Raw genomic sequence first — 18,260 nt, 5'->3', positions numbered from 1 at the left:
GCGAACGGTCAGGCCCAGCCGCCGTCGACGATCACGTCCTGCGCGGTGATCATCCGGCTGTCGTCGGCCGCGAGGAACAGCGCCATCCGCGCGAGATCGGCGGGCAGCAGTTCGGCATCGAGGCACTGGCCGGCCTTGATCGCCGCGCGGCCCGCGTCGTCGAGCCACAGCCGGCGCTGCTTGTTGGTCATCACCCAGCCGGGCACCAGCGAATTCACGCGGATGCCGAACGGGCCGAGGTCGCGCGCGAGGCCGCGCGTCAGCCCCTGCACGGCCGCCTTCGCCATCACGTAGACGGGATAGCCGCCGTTCTTCAGCATCCAGCTGATCGAGCCGAGATTGACGATCGCGCCGCCGCCCTGCCGCTTCATGTCGTCGATCACCGCCTGCGCGGCGAAGAACTGGTGACGCAGGTTCACCGCGATGCCCGCGTCGAACGATTCGGGCGTCACGTCGCCGATCGCGTGGCGCGTGTCGTTCGCCGCGTTGTTCACGAGCACCGCGATCGCACCGATACGCGCGCGGATCGCGTCGATCGCATGGCGCAGCGCGTCGATGTCGGTCAGGTCGCACTGGAGGAACAGCGGCGCATGGCGTACGTGCGCGAGGCGTTCCGCGAGCGCGGCACCGGCCGCCGCGTCGAGGTCGACGAACGCGACGCGCGCGCCCTGCTCGGCGAAGTGTTCGACGAACGCCGCGCCGATGCCGGTCGCGCCGCCCGTGATCAGCACCGCGCGATCCTCGAGGCTCGGGTAGCGTGCATAGCGCGCGTGGCTCGCGGTGTGCGGGTCGTGCGCGGAAGTGTCGATGGTCATGCGGTTCGTCTCCGTAAAAGCGGATCGGGTCAGTCGCGGACGCCGCGGTTCTTCAGCTGGTCGAGCAGCACGGCCGCGAGCAGGATCGCGCCGCGCACGAGGTACTGGTAGAACGCATCGATGTTCAGCAGGTTCATCACGTTCTCGACGGTGCCCATGATCAGCACGCCGATCACGACGCCCGAGATCGTCGCGCGGCCGCCCATCAGCGACACGCCGCCGAGCACGCACGCGGAGATCACGTTCAGCTCGAAGCCCTGCGCGGCGTTCGGCTGGCCCGACGTGATGCGCGATGCGAGGATCACGCCCGCGAGCGCCGTCACCGCACCCTGGATCAGGAAGATGTACACGCGCGTGCGTTCGACGTTGATCCCCGCGAGCCGCGAGGCTTCCGGGTTGCCGCCGATCGCGAGCGTGTTGCGGCCGTAGACCGTCTGGTTCAGCAGCACGCCGAACGCGATGAAGCACAGCAGCGTGACCCAGATCGGCAGCGACACGCCGAAGAGCGACAGCCCGCCGAGCGCGATGAACGTATCCGACGACACACCGACCGCCTGCCCCTTCGACACGATGAAGCCGAGCCCGCGCACGATCTCCATCGTCGCGAGCGTCGTGATCAACGCGTTGATGCGCAGGTACGCGATCACCGCGCCGTTCACGAAGCCGATCGCGGCGCCGGCCGCGACCGCCGCGATGATCGCGACGAACGTGTTGTCGGTCGCGTTCAGCACCATCGCGCACAGCACGCCGGAGAACGCGACGGTCGAGCCGATCGACAGGTCGAAGTCGCGCGACGCGAGGCAGAACATCATCGTGCACGCGACCATGCCGATCTGCGAGATCGACAGCGCGAGGCCGAGCATGTTGTCGATCGAGAAGAAGTGATCGACGGTCAGCGACATCGTGATGAACATCACCGCGAAGATCGCGATCAGGCTGTATTCGGTCAGATGCTGCCACCACTTCTGGCGGTCGCTCTGCTGCGGCACCAGCGCGTCGGCCGACGGCTTCACGGCGGCGCTGCCAAGGTTTTCGTTGACTTGCATGATTGAGTCTCCTGCTCCTGCATCGCACGGCCCGCGCCGCGCATGTCCGATTCGATTGTCGTGTGCTGCGTCAGGCCGCCTCGACGGCGCTCGTCTGCGGCAGCGCCAGGCTCAGCACCGCGTGCTCGTTCGCCTGTTCGCGCGGCAGCTCGCCCGCGATCCGGCCCTCGCGCATCACGACGATGCGGTCGGACACGCCGAGCACTTCCGGCAGCTCCGACGACACCATCACGATCGCGCAGCCGCGTTCCGCGAGCCGGTAGATCACGTCGTAGATCTCGTGCTTCGCGCCGACGTCGATCCCGCGCGTCGGTTCGTCGAGGATCACGACCTTCAGGTCGGGCTCCGCGAGCCAGCGCGACAGGATCGCCTTCTGCTGGTTGCCGCCGGACAGGAAGCGGATCTTCTGCCGCCGGTTCGGCGTCTTGATCTTGAGCCGCTGGATGAAACGGTCGGCCGTTTCGCTTTCGGCCTTGCGGTTGATGAAGAGCCCCGCGCGCAGCGAATGGCGGCGGCAGCTGATGTTGATGTTCTCCGCGACCGACGCGATCGCGATGATCCCCTCTTCCTTGCGGTCCTCGGGGCACAGCACGATGCCGTGGCGGATCGCATCGCCGGTGCGCTTCACGTCGATGCGCGCGCCGTCGAGCGTCAGCACGCCCGCGCGCCGGTGATCCGCGCCGTACACGAGCCGCATCAGCTCGCTGCGGCCCGCGCCGACGAGCCCGAAGAAACCGACGATCTCGCCCGCGCGCACCGAGAAGCTCGCGGGTTCGCGCAGTGCCGGGCCGTCGATGCCTTCGGCCGCGAAGCGCACGTCGCCGAGCGCACGCGGCGCGTAATGATAGATATCCGAAATCTCGCGCCCGACCATCTCGGCGACGAGCCGTTCGCGCGGCACGTCGCCTAGCGATTCGTGCGACGCGATCTTGCGCCCGTCGCGGAAGATCGTGCAGGCGTCGCACAGGCGGTAGATCTCGTCCATCCGGTGCGAGATGTAGATCAGCGCGCGGCCCTGCGCACGCAGGTCGGCGACGAGCTTGAACAGCACTTCGGTCTCGCGATGCGACAGCGAGCTGGTCGGTTCGTCGAGCGCGATCACGCGCGCATTGCGCATCAGCGCCTTGCAGATCTCGACCATCTGCCGCTGCGCGATCGACAGCCGCCCGAGCCGCGCATCGGGATCGAGATCGACGCCCATCGCGGCGAGCCGCTCGCGCACGTAGCGCTTCGCCTCGCGCTTCCTCACCCAGCCGAACGCATTCGGCAGGCGGCCGAGCAGCAGGTTTTCCGCGACCGTCAGGTCGGGCACGTACTGTAGCTCCTGGTGAATCACCGCGATGCCGGCCGCGATCGACGCGGCCGCACTCGCGAACTGCACGGGCTGGCCGTCGACCAGCACGCTGCCCGCATCGGGCTGATATTCGCCGCCGAGAATCTTCAGCAGCGTCGACTTGCCCGCGCCGTTCTCGCCCATCAGGCCATGCACCTCGCCCGCATGCACGTCGAACGAGATGCCGTCGAGTGCGCGCACGCCGGGAAAGACCTTGCCGATATTGTCAAAACGCAGTGCCGCTGACACGTCGTCCCCCTACTCTTGCAGATCCATCGATCGCCGGCTGCCGCGTGGCCGCCGCAGCCGGCAAGCCGCTTACTTCGACGCGAGCCCCATCTCGTCGCGCACCTTCGACACGTTGTCGCGCGTCGCGAGCATGCCGGTCGTCAGCGTCAGCGCCGGCGGTGCCTTGCCCTGCGTGATCCACGTGTACATCAGGTCCGAGGTTTCCTCGCCGTGGCGCTTCGGGCTGATGATCACGGTGCCGTAGAAGCCCGTCGGCTGCGGCTTCTTGAACTCGTTCAGCGCCGAATCGGAGCCGCCGATGCCGATGCCGATCATGTTGTCCGCCTTGAAGCCGCGCCCTTCCGCCGCGCGCACCGCACCGAGCACCGCTTCGTCGTTCAGGCCGTACGCCACCCAGTGCTTGAACTGCGGATTCTTCGTGAGTGCGATGTTCGCCGCGTTGAAGGCGTTCTCGGTGTCGGTCTTCGCCTGCGGCGCCGCGATCACGTTCGCCTTCGGGAAGCCGGCGGCCACCAGTGCGTCGGTCGCGCCGCTGGTGCGGTCATGCGCGGTCGGCAGCTGCTCGTAGGTGATGTCGATCGCGCCGACGTCCTTCATGTCCCAGCCGCGCTTCTTGATCTCGGCCGCGATGCCGTCGCCGACCTGCTTGCCGATGTTGTACGCGGAGATCCCCATGTGCGGGACCGCCTCGATCGGCTTGCCCGCGCCGTCGACGAGGCGGTCGTCCACCGTCATCATCTTCAGGTTGTGCGACTTCGCCTTCGCGACGATGCCCGGCCCGAGCTTCACGTCGGGCGTGCAGATGATGAAGCCCTGCGCCTTCTGCGCGGACAGGTTGTCGATCGCGCTCATCACCTTTTCACCGGACGGCGCGCCGATCTTCACGAGCGTGAAGCCCTTCTGCTTCGCCGCGATTTCGGCGAACTTCCACTCGTCCTGGAACCACGGCTCTTCCGGCTGCTTCACGAGGAAGCCGATCTTGACCGGATCGGCCGCGTGCACGACGGGGCTCCCGATCACCACCGCGGCCGCGGCCGCCAGCGTTACGAACGTTCTGCGTTTCATCTCCAGTGTCTCCTTGTCTTCATCGAACAGGATGCAGCCGCTTGTTGGTTTCGACGCAGCGTGCGCGCGGCCGTCGCACGTGCGGTCTTTCGAATCGTTACGTCAATCGTGTCAGTCGTGATACAGCGCCGCGCGCCCGCCATCGACGGTGATGCACGCGGCATTGATGAACGGCGCCTCGTCGGACGCGAGGAACACGGCCGTCATCGCGACCTCCTCCGGCCGGCCGATCCGCTTCATCGGCTGCAGCGCGAGCGTTTCGGCGCGCGCGGCAGCAGGGTCGGGTTGCGCGTCCCACCAGTCGCGCGTGAGCTGCGTCTCGATGTAGCCCGGCGCGATCGCGTTCACGCGCACGTTGCGCGCCGCGTATTCGATGCCGAGCGCGCGTGTGAGGCCCAGCACGCCATGCTTCGCGACCGGGTACGGAAAGCAGCCCGGGATGATCCTGAACGCGTGCGTCGACGCGATGTTCACGATGCTGCCGCGGCCGCGTTCGACCATCCCCTCCAGCGCCGCTCGGCAGCCGTGCCACACGCCGTCGAGGTCGACCGCGAAGCAGCGGCGCCAGTCGTCTTCGGTCATCGTCAGCGGATCGGCGAACACGTTGATGCCCGCGTTGTTCACGAGCACGTCGAGCGGGCCGAACGCCGCCTCGGTCTGCGTCACTGCAGCACGCACCGCGTCCTGCCGCGCGACATCCGCCTGCAGCGGCAACACGCGCGCATCGGCGATCTCGTGCGCAATCGCGGCGGCCGTGCGCTGCGCCTGCGGGAAGTCGAGATCGACGAGCGCGACCGCCGCGCCCTCGCGAACGAACGCGCGGGCGATCGCGGCGCCGATGCCCCGGCCCGCGCCCGTCACCATCGCGACCTTGTCCGCGAGGCGGCCCATCATGCGACTCCGCCGCGCGCCGCGCGCAAGCCGGCCTGGAACGCGTGCGCATTCGCCGCGGTCGCGTCGGCCGACTGGCCGGGGCGGTACAGCGCCGAGCCGAGCCCGAAACCGTTCGCGCCGGCGCTGAGGAACGGCGCCATGTTGTCGGGCGAGATGCCGCCGACCGGGATCAGCGGCACCGCGCGGTCGATCACCGCGCGCCACGCCTTCACGACCGGCACGCCGAGCTGCTCGGCCGGGAACATCTTCAGCACGTCGGCGCCGTTCGCGAGTGCCGCAAAGGCTTCGGTCGGCGTCGCCACGCCCGGTGCGCTCGCGAGGCCGCGCTCGCGCGCGCGGCGGATCACGGCCGCGTCGCTGTGCGGCATCACGATCAGCGCGCCGCCCGCGTCCTGCACGCGGTCGACATACTCGGCGCGCAGCACGGTCCCCGCGCCGACGATCGCGTCGTCGGGCAGCGCACGCCGCAGCGCGGCGATGCTGTCGAACGGATCGGGCGAATTGAGCGGCACCTCGATGATCCGGAAGCCGGCTTCATGGAGCGCACGGCCGTGGTCGGCCGCTTCGGCAGGCGTGATCCCGCGCATGATCGCGATCAGCGGGCACGCGTCGAACGCACGCATCAGCGCGGCGTGGGGCGCGTAGGGTGCGGGCAAGGTCAGGTCGGACGGCATCGAAAAATCCTCGGCAAACAGTTCATTGGTCGGCGCAGACGGGCTCGCCATCCGCACGCACGAGCCCGGCGCGCGACGCGATCCGCCACAGGCCGCGGTCGGTCGCATGCGCGACGACGCGAGCGTGCGGGTGGCCGAATTCCTGGAGCGCGTCGACGTAGCGCGCACACAGGCCGTCATCACCAATCAGCAGCAGCGGCTGGTCCGCAAGCGCGATGCCGCGCTCCGCGAGCATCGCGTCGAGCGCATTGAGCTCATGGCCGATCAGCAGCCCGGACAGGTAGTCGCCCTGCGCATCGGGCGCGAGCCGGTCGGTCAGGCCGAGCGTGCGCGTGCTGAAGATCGTCGCGAGCAGCCCCGTGCGCTGCGCGCCGCGCGCGACCGAGACGCCGCGCACGAACGCCGCGCGATCGGGCGACGCGCCCGCGCGCATCGTGCGGCCGAGGATCGTGTGGTCGCGCAGCACCGCGAACAGCTCGCCCGTCATGAAGGTCTGGAAGCGCTCGATCAGCCCGTCCCTCACCCACGCCCATTTCGCATGGGTGCCCGGCAGGCCGATCAGTACCCCTGAACGATCGGTGCCAAGCGTGGGATCGCTCGCGAGTGCACCGAATATCTGCGTTTCTTCACCGCGCATCACGTCGGGCAGTTCGCCCGTGGCGATCACGCCCGGCACGATCGAGATCATCGTGCCGCGCGCGGTCGTCACCGTGATCAGGCCCGCGACGAGCGCGTCGGCCCCGGCCGGCACCGCGACGTACGGCGCCTCGCGCCAGCCCTGCGCGCTGCCGACCATCCCGGCGGCGAGCACCGGCAGGCCCGGCGTGCGGTCGAGCCAGTCGCCGCACGCGTCCTCGAACACCGCGTCGAACGCGCGCGCGCCGCCGCCCGGCACATGCATCACGCCCGCCGCACGGCTGCGCGTGTCGATGAGCGCGCCGTGCGCGTCGTACAGGTAAGCGCGCAGCGACGTCGTGCCCCAGTCGAGCGCGATCAGCGACGGGGTGGCGGAGCTGGCATCCGGAACGGGCCGGGTCGAAGTCGTCATCGTTTGATCCTGCGGGTACCCTGCGGCGGGCTCCAGCCCAGTTCCGCGGAAATGGCTCGCGCTTCGCGCTGCACGAGCGGAATCAGTTCGTCCATCCGGTCGTGCGGCATGTACGGAATCGTGCTCGCGACCGACACGGCCGCGACGATCGCGCCCGATGCGTCGCGGATCGGCGCGGCCACGCAGCGGATCGACGCCTCGTTCTCCTCGAGATCGAACGTATAGCCGCCGGCCGCGTAATGCGCCATGCGCTGCAGGAACGCGCTCGTCTCGGGCCGGTTGTCCGGCTTGAAATTGACGCCGGCAAGCGCCCGCCGGGCGGCCTCGAACAGCGAGCGCCACGTGTCGGGATCGGTGTCGAGCATCATCGCCTTGCCGATGCCGGTCGACGCGAGCGGCATCCGGTGGCCGACGCGCGAGCGCATCTCGAGGCCGCGCGTGCCGGGAATCTTGTCGATGTACAGCACGTCGTCGCCGTCGCGCACGCCGAGATGGATCGTGTCGAGCGTCGCTTCCGCGAGCGCTTCGAGGTGCGGGCGCGCCACCGCGGTGAGCGGCATCTGCTCGAGCGCGATCGTGCCGAGCTCGATCAGCTTCGGGCCGAGCAGGTAGCCGCCCTGCACCTGGCGCAGGTAGCGCGCCTGCACGAGGCTGCTGACGAGGCGATGCGTGGTGCTGCGCGTCGTGCCGAGCGCCGCGCCGATCGCGCGCATGTCGCGCGCGCCGTTCGCGATCGCCTCGAGGATCGCAAGGCCGCGCAGCAGCGTCTGCGTACCGGCCTGCTGCGCGGCGAGATCGAGCGGCGTGCTGGTCGCGCCGATGCTGTCGGTCAGCGACGCATCGTCCGGCGTCGCACGCCGGGCGTCGAGGGCAAGGGTGTCGGGCATCTTGTTCATGGGGCGGGCTTCTTCAACGGAACCGGTGAAGCCGTTCGCACGATGCCGGCATGGCGTCCGGCGTCGCGACGAAGCGGCGGTCGATGCACCGAATAAAGCGCCCGGCGAACTTCATGGAAGGTGTCTCCGTGTGCGTCGGGCGCCGCGCGATGCGTGGGTCCGAAGCTGTGATGTGCTTCGGATTGTAGGAGCGCACGCACCCGTCTCCAATATTTGAGTGCGTTGCCCAGATAATGAGAATTCGACGTGAATCCGGTCGTCTTCGACGTAACGGCGGCTTCATGTGCACGGGGGCGGAACCCGCCTTGCAGCAGGTTCCGCCCCCGTTTGTTCACCGCGCGCCGCGCTTACTGCTGGCTGCTCGTGCTGCGTGCCTGCATGTAGCGCTGGACGTCCGCGAACGACACGCGGCCGTTGCCGGACGAGTCGATCTGCCGGAAGTGGTTCGCGACATAGCCGAGGCCGGCCGCGCGTGCCTGCGACTCGGTGATCGAACCCGTGTTCTGCGCGTCGGCCGCGCTGAACTGCCGCGCGAGCTTGCGCACCACCTGCGCATGCAGCGCGGCGCCCGTCGTCTGCGTGCCGGCGGTCGGCTTGCGCGCGGCCGGCGGTACATACGGATCGCCGAGCTGCGCCTGGCGCGCACGCACCGGGGCGGCGGCGTCGCTCGCCTGCGCGAACGCGGATACGGATGCTGCGGCGCCGACACAGGCGAGCGCCGCGGCAACGACGATGAAACGATTCTTCATATCAGGCTCCAGTCTGGAATGAGGTCGTCGACGGCAGGCGTGGCGCCACCGCGGGCGCGCGTCGCCTGCCTGGCGCAGCATCAGTGCGCGGCCGCGTTGTAGAAGGTCACGAGGTCGGCTTTCTCCTGCGGACGCGACGTATCGTCGAGATAGACCATGTGTCCGCCCTGATAGTCCTTGATCGTCAGGTTCGGTTGCGTCCCGAGCCGCGCGAGGTCGAGCTCGGTCTGGTAGAACGGCGTCGCGATGTCGTGATACCCGTTCAGCGACAGCACCTTCAGCTGCGGATTCAGCGACAGCGCCGCGGCGAGATCGGGAATCGTGTCCGGCATCGCGAGGCCGTCGTGCGTCCAGTCCCACGTGTTGATCGCATTGCTGCTCACCGAGTAGGCCGACTGCGCGGTGTATTTCAGCTCGTTCGGCAGGTACTTGCCGATCGTGTCGGTGAACGGCTTCGTGATGAACGAGCTCGACGGATCGCCGTCGGCCGCCAGCGGGCTCGACACCGGCACGTTCACGCGCGCGTCGTAGCGGCCGATCAGCGTGCCCGGGATCAGCGACAGCTGGAAGCTGTTGTCGAAGAAAGTCGGGACCACGTTGAAGTTCGCATTCCACAGCGACTGCTTCACGCCGGTCGAATTCACCATCGTCGTGACGAGGGTCGGCGGCGGCGGCGTATGGCTCGCCAGGTACGCGTTCACGGCCGGCGCGTAGCTGCCGGCCGTCAGCAGGCGCATCTGGTCCGCATACTGCGGCAGGCTCGACGGGTTCGGGTTGTCGAGCTGGTAGTACGCGCCGACCGTGCCGTACGACGGCACGAAACCCGCGCAACTCACCGGGCTCGACCCGTTGTTCGAGTTGCCGATGTAGTCGCTCGCCATGTCGCAGTTCACGTTGTAGTTCAGGATCGACGACTGCAGCACGATGCCGTCGAGCTTCACGCCGGCCGTCTCGAGCAGGTTCGCGAGCACGTCGGTGCGCGGCGTGCCGTACGACTCGCCGAACAGGTATTTCGGCGAATCGTTGCGCTGGTTCACGGTGAGGTAGCGCGTCACGAAATCGCGGAACGCGCCGCCATCCTGGTCGACGCCCCAGAACGTCTGGTTCGTGTTCGGCGCGACCGCTTCGGAGAAGCCGGTGCCGATTGCGTCGACGAACACGAGGTCGGTCGTGTCGAGCAGGCTTTCCTGGTTGTCGACGAACGGGAACGTCGACGTGTTCGCGTTCGGGTCGCCCGTCTGGATCCGGCGCGGGCCGAACGAGCCGAGGTGCAGCCACACCGATGCCGAGCCGGGGCCGCCGTTGTACAGGAACGTGACGGGCCGCTTTGCCGCGGGCTGGTTGTCGGCCGTATACGCGACATAGAAGAACGATGCTTCGGGCGCGCCGGTCTGCGGATTGCGCGCGACGAGGTGGCCGGCCGTGGCCGTGTAGCGGATCGTCTTGCCGTTGAGGGTGATCTGGTGATGCGTGACGGCGGCCTTTTCGACCGCGGCGGAGGCGTCGAGCGACGCGTTCGCGCTCGACGAATAACTGTTCGGATCGTTGTACGCCCTGTCCACCTGACTGGCGGGATCGGCTGAATTGTCGGCGCTGGCAGCAGAAGACGATGTCACGTCGTCGTTGCAGCCCGTCAGGATCAGCGAAGAAAACACCACTCCCAACAACAGCTTCGCTTTGCTTGCTGGCATCGTTGCTTTCCTTCTCTCGGATGTTTTTTGTGTCGAGCAGCCGGATAAGCCACCCCCCGCCTCGATTGCGGCCGATAAGCCGAGGCGCTGGCCAATATACGCGAGGCCGTCAGCTTTGAAAAATTTTGAAATATTTGGCTGGCGGCCGGTGCGGCGCACACCTTTCAGGAATGCTTCGGTTTGCGAAACATTGCATTTCACATACCTTTCACGGACTTTCGTGTTTATCCGGGGAGACTAAAAAATCCCCGAATTTCGTGCCATATCGGCCAACAAAAGCACACGGCGCCCGGTATTGCTCAGCAAAACGAAATAGACGGATTCGTCTAAAGGATGTGGCCCGAAATGATCGCGACATGAATGCGCTGCAGCGCACAAACGGCCCGTGACGGGCGCACGGGCGACGAAACGGTCAATGCGACGGCGCGAGCGCGCCGTTCACTCCGATTGCGGCAGTGCGGCCGCACCCATCCGGCGAGCAATGACCGCCGCGCGCTGCGCCTGGTACGCCGAGCCGCGATGCGCGTCGAACCAGCGCGGCTTCGGCAGCATCACCGCGAGACGCGCCGATTGCCACGCGCCGAGCCGGCTCGCGGGAATCCTGTAGTAATAGCGGGCGGCCGCTTCGGCGCCGTACACGCCGCGCCCCCACTCGACGGAATTCAGGTAGATCTCGAAGATCCGCTCCTTGTCGAGCACCGTTTCGAGCATCCACGTGATGATGAGCTCCTGCCCCTTGCGGATGTAGCTCTTCTCGCGCGACAGGAACAGGTTGCGCGCGAGCTGCTGCGTGATCGTCGAGCCGCCCGCGACGATCTTGCCGCGCGCCTTGTTCTTCTCCCACGCCTGCAGGATCGCGTCGACGTCGTAGCCGTTGTTGGTCGCGAAAGTCGAATCTTCCGACGCGATCAGCGCGCGCTTCAGGTTGCGCGAGATCTGGTCGTACGGCACCCATTGATGCTGGATCTGCGCGGGCGGCTTGTCGCGCGACAGCCACCACGCGTCGGTGCGCATGAACGCGGTCGAGCCCGGGTTCACGAACGACCACAGTGCGATCTGCGCGAGATAGAACAGTTGCGTCGCGAGCCACGCACCCGCGAACACCGATCCCGCATAGACGATCCAGCGGGTCGGGCTCACCGTCCGCGTGGGCTGCGTGCCGCTCACCGCCACCACGTGCCGCGCTCCGCTCAGCTCGCCGCGAGCGCCTGGCGCAGCGCGGCCAGCACCGGTGCGCCGTCCGGCCGCACACCGCGCCAGATGAAGAACGATTCGGCCGCCTGCTCGACGAGCATGCCGAGCCCGTCGGCCGTGCGCGCGCCGAGCGACGCCGCATGCTGCATGAACACCGTCGGCTGTGCGCCGTACATCATGTCGTACGCAAGCGTGCCCGCGCCGAACGCGGCCGCATCACACTCCGGCAGCGCGGCATCGAGGCTGCCGGCCGTCGCGTTGATCACCACGTCGTACGGCTCCGCGCGCACGACGTCGGGGCCACCGCCCGCGAGCGTGCAGCCCGCATCGTGCGCGGCCTGCATGAACTGGCCGACGAGCGCTTCGGCCTTGCTCGCGGTGCGGTTCACGATTCCGATCGACAGCGGCGCGCGGTCGAGCAGCGGCAACACGACCCCGCGCGCCGCGCCGCCCGCGCCGAGCAGCAGGATGCGTGCGCCCGTCAGCGACACGCCGAGATTCGCTTCGATATCGCGCACGAGGCCGACACCGTCGGTGTTGTCGCCATGGATGCGGCCGTCGGCGTCGATGCGCAGCGTGTTCACGGCACCCGCCGCCGCCGCGCGCGGCGACAACGTGTCGGCGAGCGCATGCGCTTCGAGCTTGAACGGCACCGTCACGTTCGCACCGCGACCGCCTTCGGCGACGAACGCGCGCACGGCCGCGTCGAACCCGTCGACCGGCGCGAGCCGGTGCGTGTATTCGACCGGTTCGCCCGTTTGCGCGGCGAATTGCGCGTGGATGAACGGCGACTTGCTGTGCGCCACCGGGTTGCCGAATACGACATAGCGGTCGGCGCCGCGCATCGACGCAATCGCGGTCATGATGCGCGCCCCTCTTCGCCGGCGTTGCCGTTCGCGGCTTCGCCGCCTTCACCGGCCGCCGCGCCATCCGCTTCCGCCAGTGCTTCGGCTTCGGTTTCGGCTGTTGCGTCTTCGGTGTCGATCAGCGTGTCGTCGCCGCCTTCGGCGTCATCCTCTTCCTCGGCCGCGTCGCCGCTCGTCACGGTCGGCGCGTCGAGCACGTTCAGCAACCGCACCGACGCCTCGATCGTCAGCTCGTCGAGCGCCATCACGTCGAGCAACACGCGCGTACCGCGCGCATGCACGCCGAGCCCCGGCACGTGCAGCAGCAGCGGAATTTCCTCGAGGCGCACGAGGTCGCCCTTCACGACGCTCGCGACGACCTGCTTCTTCTGCTCCTGCGCGAGCCAGCGCAGGCACCAGAAATACTCCATCCGGCGCTGGTAGTCGGCGTAGGCCGTGTAGGTGTCGTCGAAGCCCTGCACGACCGCGTACAGATCGGCGTCCTTCGGCTTGAACGGCGCGGCGAGCTTCGCGGTGACGCCATGCTGCACGCACGCGAGCAGCTGCCACTGGTTCACGAGGTCGACGTAGCGGCGCAGCGGCGACGTGCTCCACGCGTACTGCGCGACGCCGAGGCCTTCGTGCGGCGCGGCCGTCGTCTGCATCCGCGTGCGCTTCGGGCCCGGCGCGCCGAAGCCGCGCTGCGAGCGGTAGATGCCCGGCACCGTGTGGTCGTGCAGGAAGGCGCCCCAGGTCGAGTTCGCGAGGATCGCAAGCTCCGACACGATCAGGTCGAGCGGCGACCCGCGGCGGCGCGGCGTGATCGACACGTGCTCGCCGTCGACGTAGAAGTTGTAATCGGTGTTGCGCTGCACCTCGCGCTTCAGGCCGTAGCCCGCGCGCGCGACCTGGCGCTTCTCGAACAGCGCCTGCGCGAGCGGCCACAGCACGGCGATGTCGTCCTTGTGCGGATACTCGCCGGTGCCGGCCGCGAGCGTCTCTTCGTTGACGAGCTCGTCGAGGTGGTTGTGCCGCAGGTTGCTCTTCACGAACACGAGCTCGGCGCGCGTCTCGTTCGCGACGATCTCCTGGGTTTCGCGATTGACGATGATGTACAGCGACAGTGCCGGACGGTAATCGCCTTCCTTCAGCGTGAACACGTCGACGACGTCGTCCGGCAGCATCGTGATCTTGTCGCCCGGCATGTAGACGGTCGACAGGCGCGTGCGCGCGATCGCGTCGACCGGGTCGCCGCGCACGATGCCGAGCGCTGGCGCCGCGATGTGCACGCCGATCCGCACGCGGCCGTCGGCCAGGTGCTCGACCGAGAACGCATCGTCGATTTCGGTCGTCGTGATGTCGTCGATCGAGAACGCCTGGACGTCCGCACGCGGCAGGTCGTCCGGCAGCGGGCCGACCGTGACGGCCGGGAAGCCCGTGCCGTGCGGGAAGAATTCCGCGAGGAAGCGCGCCTCGTGCAGTGCACGCGGCGACGCGATGCCGCCGCAGTCGAGCATCAGCCGCGCCGGCGACACGCCGCGCGCACCGGCCGCCGCTTCCATCGCCTTGTATTCGATCGAGTTCTTGTCCGGCCGCGTCAGCAGCCCGAGCACCTTGCCCGCGAACGCCTCCGGCAGCTTGCCGGCCTTGAGTTCCTCTTCATACTGCACCTGGACGAGCGCTTGCTGGCGCTTGCGCTCGAGCGACGCGAGCGCCATCTTGAGCTGCTCTTCCGGCGCGCGCTGGTACTGGCCGCGCCCCTTGCGGCGGAAGTAGACGGGCGAGCCGTGCAGGCGCAACACGAGCGCCGCGCGCTCGACCGGGCCGTACGACGCGCCGAAGTATTCCGCGGCCAGCGCCGTATAGGCAAACTCGTCGGCCGGCGCGCATTCCCACAGGAAATCCAGATCGATCTGCTGCGCGGCCGTGTCGGCTTCCTGCATCAGTTCGCTTGCGGCCGGCTTGTCGAATTCGATCAGCACGTCTTTCGCGCGCACCTTCGCCCGCCGCCCGCCGGGCAACTCGACCTGAAACGCGTCGCCCTGGCGCGACAGCACGCTGCCCGCCTTGAAACTGCCCGATTCCTCGAAGAAAACGTTCACTCAGTACTCTCGTTCAGACTGCCGGGCGCCGCGTCGGCGGCGCCGCATGATGATGGGAATTCGATCGGCACATGGCCGGTTTAAGACGTCTTTCCGTCGCAAAAGGCGAGAACGTCGTCGACGTAGTCGGCAAATTCGCTGATCCCGTGATCGCTGCCTTCGATCACGCGCGTCTTCGCGCCCGGGTAATGCGCGAGCATCTCGCGGTAATCGAGCACTTCGTCGCCGGTCGCCGCGAACAGATAGTAGCGTTCGGCACGCGTGATCGCCGGCACGCGCAGCGCATCGAGCTCATGCAGGTGACGGCGCTCGACGACGATCGTGCCGCCGCCGTGATACAGCGGCTGCTCGCCGAGATGCTGCTCGAGATCGCGCTGCGGCACGATGGCCGGATTCAGCAGCACGGCCTTCCAGCCGTGCTTTTCGGCGAGCCACGTCGCGTAATAGCCGCCGAGCGAGCTGCCGATGACGGTCACGTCGCGCGCACCGGCCACCTCGGCTTCCGCGACGGCGATCGCTTCGAGCGGCGACACCGACAGCGACGGGCACCGCCACTCGTCAATCCGGCCGAGTTCGGCCATGCGCGCGGCGAGTTGCCGTGACTTCTGCGATTCCGGCGACGACCGGAAGCCGTGCAGGTACAGGATCACGTGCGGCTCCCGAGCGCATCGAGCAGCTTCTGGTGCACGCCGCCGAAGCCGCCGTTGCTCATCACGAGCACGTGATCGCCCGGACGGGCCGCGGCGACGACGGACTTCACCAGCAGGTGCAGATCGTCGAATGCGTGGGCCTTCTCGCCGAGCGGCGCCAGCGCTTCGGCCAGATTCCAGCCGAGCGCGTCCCGCCCGGTCGGCGCGCCGTAACCGAACACGAGATCGGCGTCGGCCAGGCTCGCCGGCAATTGCGACTTCATCACGCCGAGCTTCATCGTGTTCGAGCGCGGCTCGAGCACCGCGAGGATGCGGGCATTCTGACGGCCGATGCGGGCACGAAGGCCGGCGATCGTGGTGTCGATCGCGGTCGGATGGTGCGCGAAGTCGTCGTAGACGGTCACGCCGTCCACGCTGCCGCGCACTTCCATCCGGCGCTTCACGTTGCGGAACGACGCGAGGGATTCGGCCGCCTGCGCGGGCGGCACGCCGACGTGGCGCGCGGCCGCGATCGCCGCGAGCGCGTTCATCCGGTTGTGATCGCCCTGCACCTGCCACGCGACTTCGCCGACGCGTTCCGCGTGCGAATACACCGCGAAGCGCTCGTCGACCGGCACGCCGTCCTCGGCCGGCAGCGCCTGCCATCCGCCGTCGACGCCGAAGCGCTCGACCTCGCTCCAGCAGCCGCGCGCCAGCACGCGCTCGAGCGCGTCCGAGCGGCCGTTCGTGACGATCCGGCCGACACCGGGCACGGTCCGCACGAGATGGTGGAATTGCGTCTCGATCGCGGCGAGATCCGGGAAGATGTCGGCATGATCGAATTCGAGGTTGTTCAGCACCGCGGTGCGCGGCCGGTAGTGGACGAACTTCGAGCGCTTGTCGAAGAACGCCGTGTCGTATTCGTCGGCCTCGATCACGAAGAAGCTCGAATCGGTGAGCCGCGCCGACACGCCGAAGTTCAGCGGCACGCCGCCGATCAGGAAGCCCGGATTCAGGCCCGCGTCTTCCAGCAGCCACGCGAGCATCGACGACGTGGTCGTCTTGCCGTGCGTGCCCGCTACCGCGAGCACCCATTTGCCGGCCAGCACGTGCTCGCCGAGCCACTGCGGGCCCGACACGTACGGCAGGCCGCGATCCAGGATCGCCTCCATCAGCGGATTGCCGCGCGTGACGACGTTGCCGATCACGAACAGGTCCGGTTTCAGGTCGATCTGCTCGGCGCCGTAGCCCTCGATCAGCGTGATGCCCTGCGCCTCGAGCTGCGTGCTCATCGGCGGATAGACGCCCGCGTCGCAACCCGTCACCGTGTGGCCCGCCTCGCGCGCGAGTACGGCGAGACCGCCCATGAAGGTGCCGCAGATGCCAAGAATGTGGATGTGCATAGATGAATGCTTTCGCGCCGCCGGGCGCCGTCGATTCGGAAAGGATGCGTGTGCGGCGCGGCGGACAGGCCGTGCGGTCGACGCCCGGCCAACGGCTGTTGCCGCGACACAAAGAACAGTATTGTAACTGACGGCCTGCCGTGCCCGGCGGCCCGAACGCTGCGCGCGAACGGCGCCGGCACGCCGGGCGGCAGGCCGCCGCACCCGCGCTCGGGCCCTGCGGCGATCGAGTATGATTGCCGGATCATGTCTCGTAAAACCCTTCTCGACCCGCGGCGCGTCCGCGAGGAAATTGCCCAGTCCGCCGCGCGCCTGATCGCGGAAGACGGCCTGGACTATGCCGGCGCAAAGCGCAAGGCCGCGCGCCAGTTGCTGGGTGATACGCGCGTTGCCGGCGAATGGCTGCCGGATAATGACCAGATCGAGGAAGAACTGCGCGAGTACCTCGCCCTGTTCCAGAGCGACACGCAGCCGGACGAACTACGCCGCCTGCGCGAAATCGCGCTCGACTGGATGCGCCGGCTCGCCGAGTTCCATCCTTATGTGACGGGCGCCGTGCTGAACGGCACCGCGAACGCGCATTCGGATATTCATTTGCAGGCATTCACCGACAACCCGAAGGACGTCGCGATCTACCTGCTGAACCAGAACGTCCAGTACGACGTGTCCGAGACGCGGCACTTCGCGGGCCGCGCCGACGTCGAGACGCTCAGTTTCCTGTGGCGCCCGCGACGCGACGTCGACGCAATCGGCATCCACCTCGCGCTCTATGCGAGCGACGACCTGCGCGGCGCGGTCAAGGCCGACGCGCGCGGCCGGGTCGCCCGTGCGGATGCCGCCGCGCTGCGCGCGCTCGTCGAAGCAGGCAAGACCCCTTCCGAACCGGAATGATTCAACGATGATGATGAAACGCATGTTGGCGCTCGCGGTGGTCGCGGCCGCCGCCGTTGCCGGCGGACTCACCGCCGGCCATTGGTTCCGCGGGCCGGCCGACGACGGTGTCGCCGTCGCCGCGCCCGCTGCGCAGGGCAGCCCGGTCGAACAGTTATGGGCGGCGTCGCTGACGGGCACCGACGGCAAGCCGGCCACGTTGTCCGCGTTCAAGGGCCAGAAGGTCGTCGTCAATTTCTGGGCGTCATGGTGCGGCCCCTGCGTCGAGGAGATGCCGGAGCTCGTCGCGCTATCGCACCAATACAAGCAGAAGGGCATCCGTTTCATCGGGATCGGCGTCGATTCCGAACAGAACGTGAAGAACTTTCTGCAGAAGGTGAAGGTCGATTACCCGGTATTCGTCAGCGGGTATGCGGGCGCCGATCTGGCCCGTAATTTCGGAAATACGGCCGGCGCGCTGCCGTTTACGGTCGTCATCGACGAAACCGGCAAGATCCGCGAGACAAAATTGGGGCAAATCCAGCCGGCCGAGCTGAAAAAGACGCTCGACGCGCTGTAACCTGCCCGAACGGCGGCCCGCACGTTGGCGGCAATTTGCCCGTCGATCACCGCAATTTCGCGTGAATTCGCCGACACTTTGGATGCGCACCGGTAATTTTTGCAGATCGCGTGCGCCCGGCCGTTCGGCAAAACTAGACAAATTTCTCTAAATAGCGCTAAAGTTCGCGCAATTCCG

At 67.9% G+C, this 18,260-nt stretch carries 17 protein-coding genes; 2 read left to right on the top strand and 15 right to left on the bottom strand.

Annotated features, from left to right (window positions below):
* Positions 1–8: 8 nt before the first annotated feature.
* From CFB40_RS02995 to mpl, 15 genes are all read right to left on the bottom strand, one after another.
* Positions 9–815 (bottom strand): SDR family NAD(P)-dependent oxidoreductase, encoded by an 807-nt coding sequence (locus CFB40_RS02995; protein WP_089430588.1) that lies wholly within the window; start codon positions 813–815, stop codon positions 9–11.
* A gap of 29 nt (positions 816–844) precedes the next feature.
* Positions 845–1,861 (bottom strand): L-arabinose ABC transporter permease AraH, encoded by a 1,017-nt coding sequence (gene araH / locus CFB40_RS02990; RefSeq protein WP_011350896.1) that lies wholly within the window; start codon positions 1,859–1,861, stop codon positions 845–847.
* 70 nt (positions 1,862–1,931) lie between these two features.
* Positions 1,932–3,443, bottom strand: coding sequence for an L-arabinose ABC transporter ATP-binding protein AraG (gene araG, locus CFB40_RS02985; protein WP_089430587.1), 1,512 nt, complete (start codon positions 3,441–3,443; stop codon positions 1,932–1,934).
* Between the two features lie 69 nt (positions 3,444–3,512).
* A complete protein-coding gene (locus CFB40_RS02980) occupies positions 3,513–4,508 on the bottom strand; it encodes an arabinose ABC transporter substrate-binding protein (RefSeq protein WP_069247093.1) in 996 nt (331 codons plus the stop codon).
* A 111-nt stretch (positions 4,509–4,619) separates the two neighbouring features.
* Positions 4,620–5,399, bottom strand: a complete 780-nt coding sequence (locus CFB40_RS02975; RefSeq protein WP_089431334.1) for an SDR family oxidoreductase — start codon at positions 5,397–5,399, stop codon at positions 4,620–4,622.
* On the bottom strand, positions 5,399–6,076 hold the full coding sequence (locus CFB40_RS02970; RefSeq protein ID WP_089431336.1) for a 2-dehydro-3-deoxy-6-phosphogalactonate aldolase: 678 nt from the start codon (positions 6,074–6,076) through the stop codon (positions 5,399–5,401). Before CFB40_RS02970 ends, CFB40_RS02975 begins: the two co-directional genes overlap by 1 nt.
* Before the next feature lie 22 nt (positions 6,077–6,098).
* Positions 6,099–7,124: a 2-dehydro-3-deoxygalactonokinase gene (locus CFB40_RS02965; protein WP_089430586.1), complete on the bottom strand. Its 1,026-nt coding sequence runs from the start codon at positions 7,122–7,124 to the stop codon at positions 6,099–6,101.
* Entirely contained in the window at positions 7,121–8,020 is a 900-nt protein-coding gene (locus tag CFB40_RS02960) for an IclR family transcriptional regulator (RefSeq protein WP_089424455.1), read from the bottom strand. Before CFB40_RS02960 ends, CFB40_RS02965 begins: the two co-directional genes overlap by 4 nt.
* A gap of 347 nt (positions 8,021–8,367) precedes the next feature.
* The gene (locus tag CFB40_RS02950) at positions 8,368–8,769 is read right to left on the bottom strand and encodes an EF-hand domain-containing protein (RefSeq protein ID WP_089424454.1); all 402 of its coding nucleotides are present in this window, start codon (positions 8,767–8,769) and stop codon (positions 8,368–8,370) included.
* An 80-nt stretch (positions 8,770–8,849) separates the two neighbouring features.
* Positions 8,850–10,460, bottom strand: coding sequence for a S10 family peptidase (locus CFB40_RS02945; protein WP_179255247.1), 1,611 nt, complete (start codon positions 10,458–10,460; stop codon positions 8,850–8,852).
* Positions 10,461–10,898: 438 nt separating this feature from the next.
* The gene (gene mtgA / locus CFB40_RS02940; RefSeq protein WP_089430585.1) at positions 10,899–11,636 is read right to left on the bottom strand and encodes a monofunctional biosynthetic peptidoglycan transglycosylase; all 738 of its coding nucleotides are present in this window, start codon (positions 11,634–11,636) and stop codon (positions 10,899–10,901) included.
* 14 nt (positions 11,637–11,650) lie between these two features.
* Positions 11,651–12,517 carry a shikimate dehydrogenase gene (gene aroE, locus CFB40_RS02935; protein ID WP_089430584.1) on the bottom strand — a complete coding sequence of 289 codons (867 nt, stop codon included), beginning with the start codon at positions 12,515–12,517 and terminating at the stop codon, positions 11,651–11,653.
* Positions 12,514–14,601: a ribonuclease catalytic domain-containing protein gene (locus CFB40_RS02930; RefSeq protein ID WP_089430583.1), complete on the bottom strand. Its 2,088-nt coding sequence runs from the start codon at positions 14,599–14,601 to the stop codon at positions 12,514–12,516. The genes aroE and CFB40_RS02930 overlap by 4 nt, the downstream gene beginning before the upstream one ends.
* 80 nt (positions 14,602–14,681) lie before the next feature.
* A complete protein-coding gene (locus tag CFB40_RS02925) occupies positions 14,682–15,251 on the bottom strand; it encodes a YqiA/YcfP family alpha/beta fold hydrolase (RefSeq protein WP_089424450.1) in 570 nt (189 codons plus the stop codon).
* Complete coding sequence (gene mpl, locus CFB40_RS02920) at positions 15,248–16,633, bottom strand: UDP-N-acetylmuramate:L-alanyl-gamma-D-glutamyl-meso-diaminopimelate ligase (protein ID WP_089430582.1); 1,386 nt, start codon at positions 16,631–16,633, stop codon at positions 15,248–15,250. Before mpl ends, CFB40_RS02925 begins: the two co-directional genes overlap by 4 nt.
* Before the next feature lie 246 nt (positions 16,634–16,879).
* On the opposite strand from mpl, the gene CFB40_RS02915 reads away from it, so the two are divergent.
* Together CFB40_RS02915 and CFB40_RS02910 are read left to right on the top strand one after the other, a co-directional pair.
* Positions 16,880–17,524 carry a hypothetical protein gene (locus tag CFB40_RS02915; RefSeq protein WP_039353186.1) on the top strand — a complete coding sequence of 215 codons (645 nt, stop codon included), beginning with the start codon at positions 16,880–16,882 and terminating at the stop codon, positions 17,522–17,524.
* A 7-nt stretch (positions 17,525–17,531) separates the two neighbouring features.
* Entirely contained in the window at positions 17,532–18,083 is a 552-nt protein-coding gene (locus tag CFB40_RS02910; protein ID WP_089430581.1) for a TlpA family protein disulfide reductase, read from the top strand.
* The last annotated feature ends 177 nt before the right edge of the window (positions 18,084–18,260 follow it).

The organism is Burkholderia sp. AU31652, from assembly GCF_002223155.1.
Lineage (GTDB): Bacteria > Pseudomonadota > Gammaproteobacteria > Burkholderiales > Burkholderiaceae > Burkholderia.
The sequence above is the reverse complement of the archived record's forward strand: the minus strand, read 5'-3'. Positions and strand labels throughout refer to the sequence as shown.

Coding starts and splice junctions, on each gene's coding strand:
- mpl (WP_089430582.1), bottom strand. CDS start 16,633: ATGCACATCCACATTCTTGGCATCTGCGGCACCTTCATGGGCGGTCTC.
- CFB40_RS02910 (WP_089430581.1), top strand. CDS start 17,532: ATGATGATGAAACGCATGTTGGCGCTCGCGGTGGTCGCGGCCGCCGCC.
- CFB40_RS02975 (WP_089431334.1), bottom strand. CDS start 5,399: ATGGGCCGCCTCGCGGACAAGGTCGCGATGGTGACGGGCGCGGGCCGG.
- CFB40_RS02995 (WP_089430588.1), bottom strand. CDS start 815: ATGACCATCGACACTTCCGCGCACGACCCGCACACCGCGAGCCACGCG.
- CFB40_RS02965 (WP_089430586.1), bottom strand. CDS start 7,124: ATGACGACTTCGACCCGGCCCGTTCCGGATGCCAGCTCCGCCACCCCG.
- CFB40_RS02980 (WP_069247093.1), bottom strand. CDS start 4,508: ATGAAACGCAGAACGTTCGTAACGCTGGCGGCCGCGGCCGCGGTGGTG.
- CFB40_RS02950 (WP_089424454.1), bottom strand. CDS start 8,769: ATGAAGAATCGTTTCATCGTCGTTGCCGCGGCGCTCGCCTGTGTCGGC.
- aroE (WP_089430584.1), bottom strand. CDS start 12,517: ATGACCGCGATTGCGTCGATGCGCGGCGCCGACCGCTATGTCGTATTC.
- araH (WP_011350896.1), bottom strand. CDS start 1,861: ATGCAAGTCAACGAAAACCTTGGCAGCGCCGCCGTGAAGCCGTCGGCC.
- CFB40_RS02960 (WP_089424455.1), bottom strand. CDS start 8,020: ATGAACAAGATGCCCGACACCCTTGCCCTCGACGCCCGGCGTGCGACG.
- CFB40_RS02915 (WP_039353186.1), top strand. CDS start 16,880: ATGTCTCGTAAAACCCTTCTCGACCCGCGGCGCGTCCGCGAGGAAATT.
- CFB40_RS02970 (WP_089431336.1), bottom strand. CDS start 6,076: ATGCCGTCCGACCTGACCTTGCCCGCACCCTACGCGCCCCACGCCGCG.
- CFB40_RS02945 (WP_179255247.1), bottom strand. CDS start 10,460: ATGCCAGCAAGCAAAGCGAAGCTGTTGTTGGGAGTGGTGTTTTCTTCG.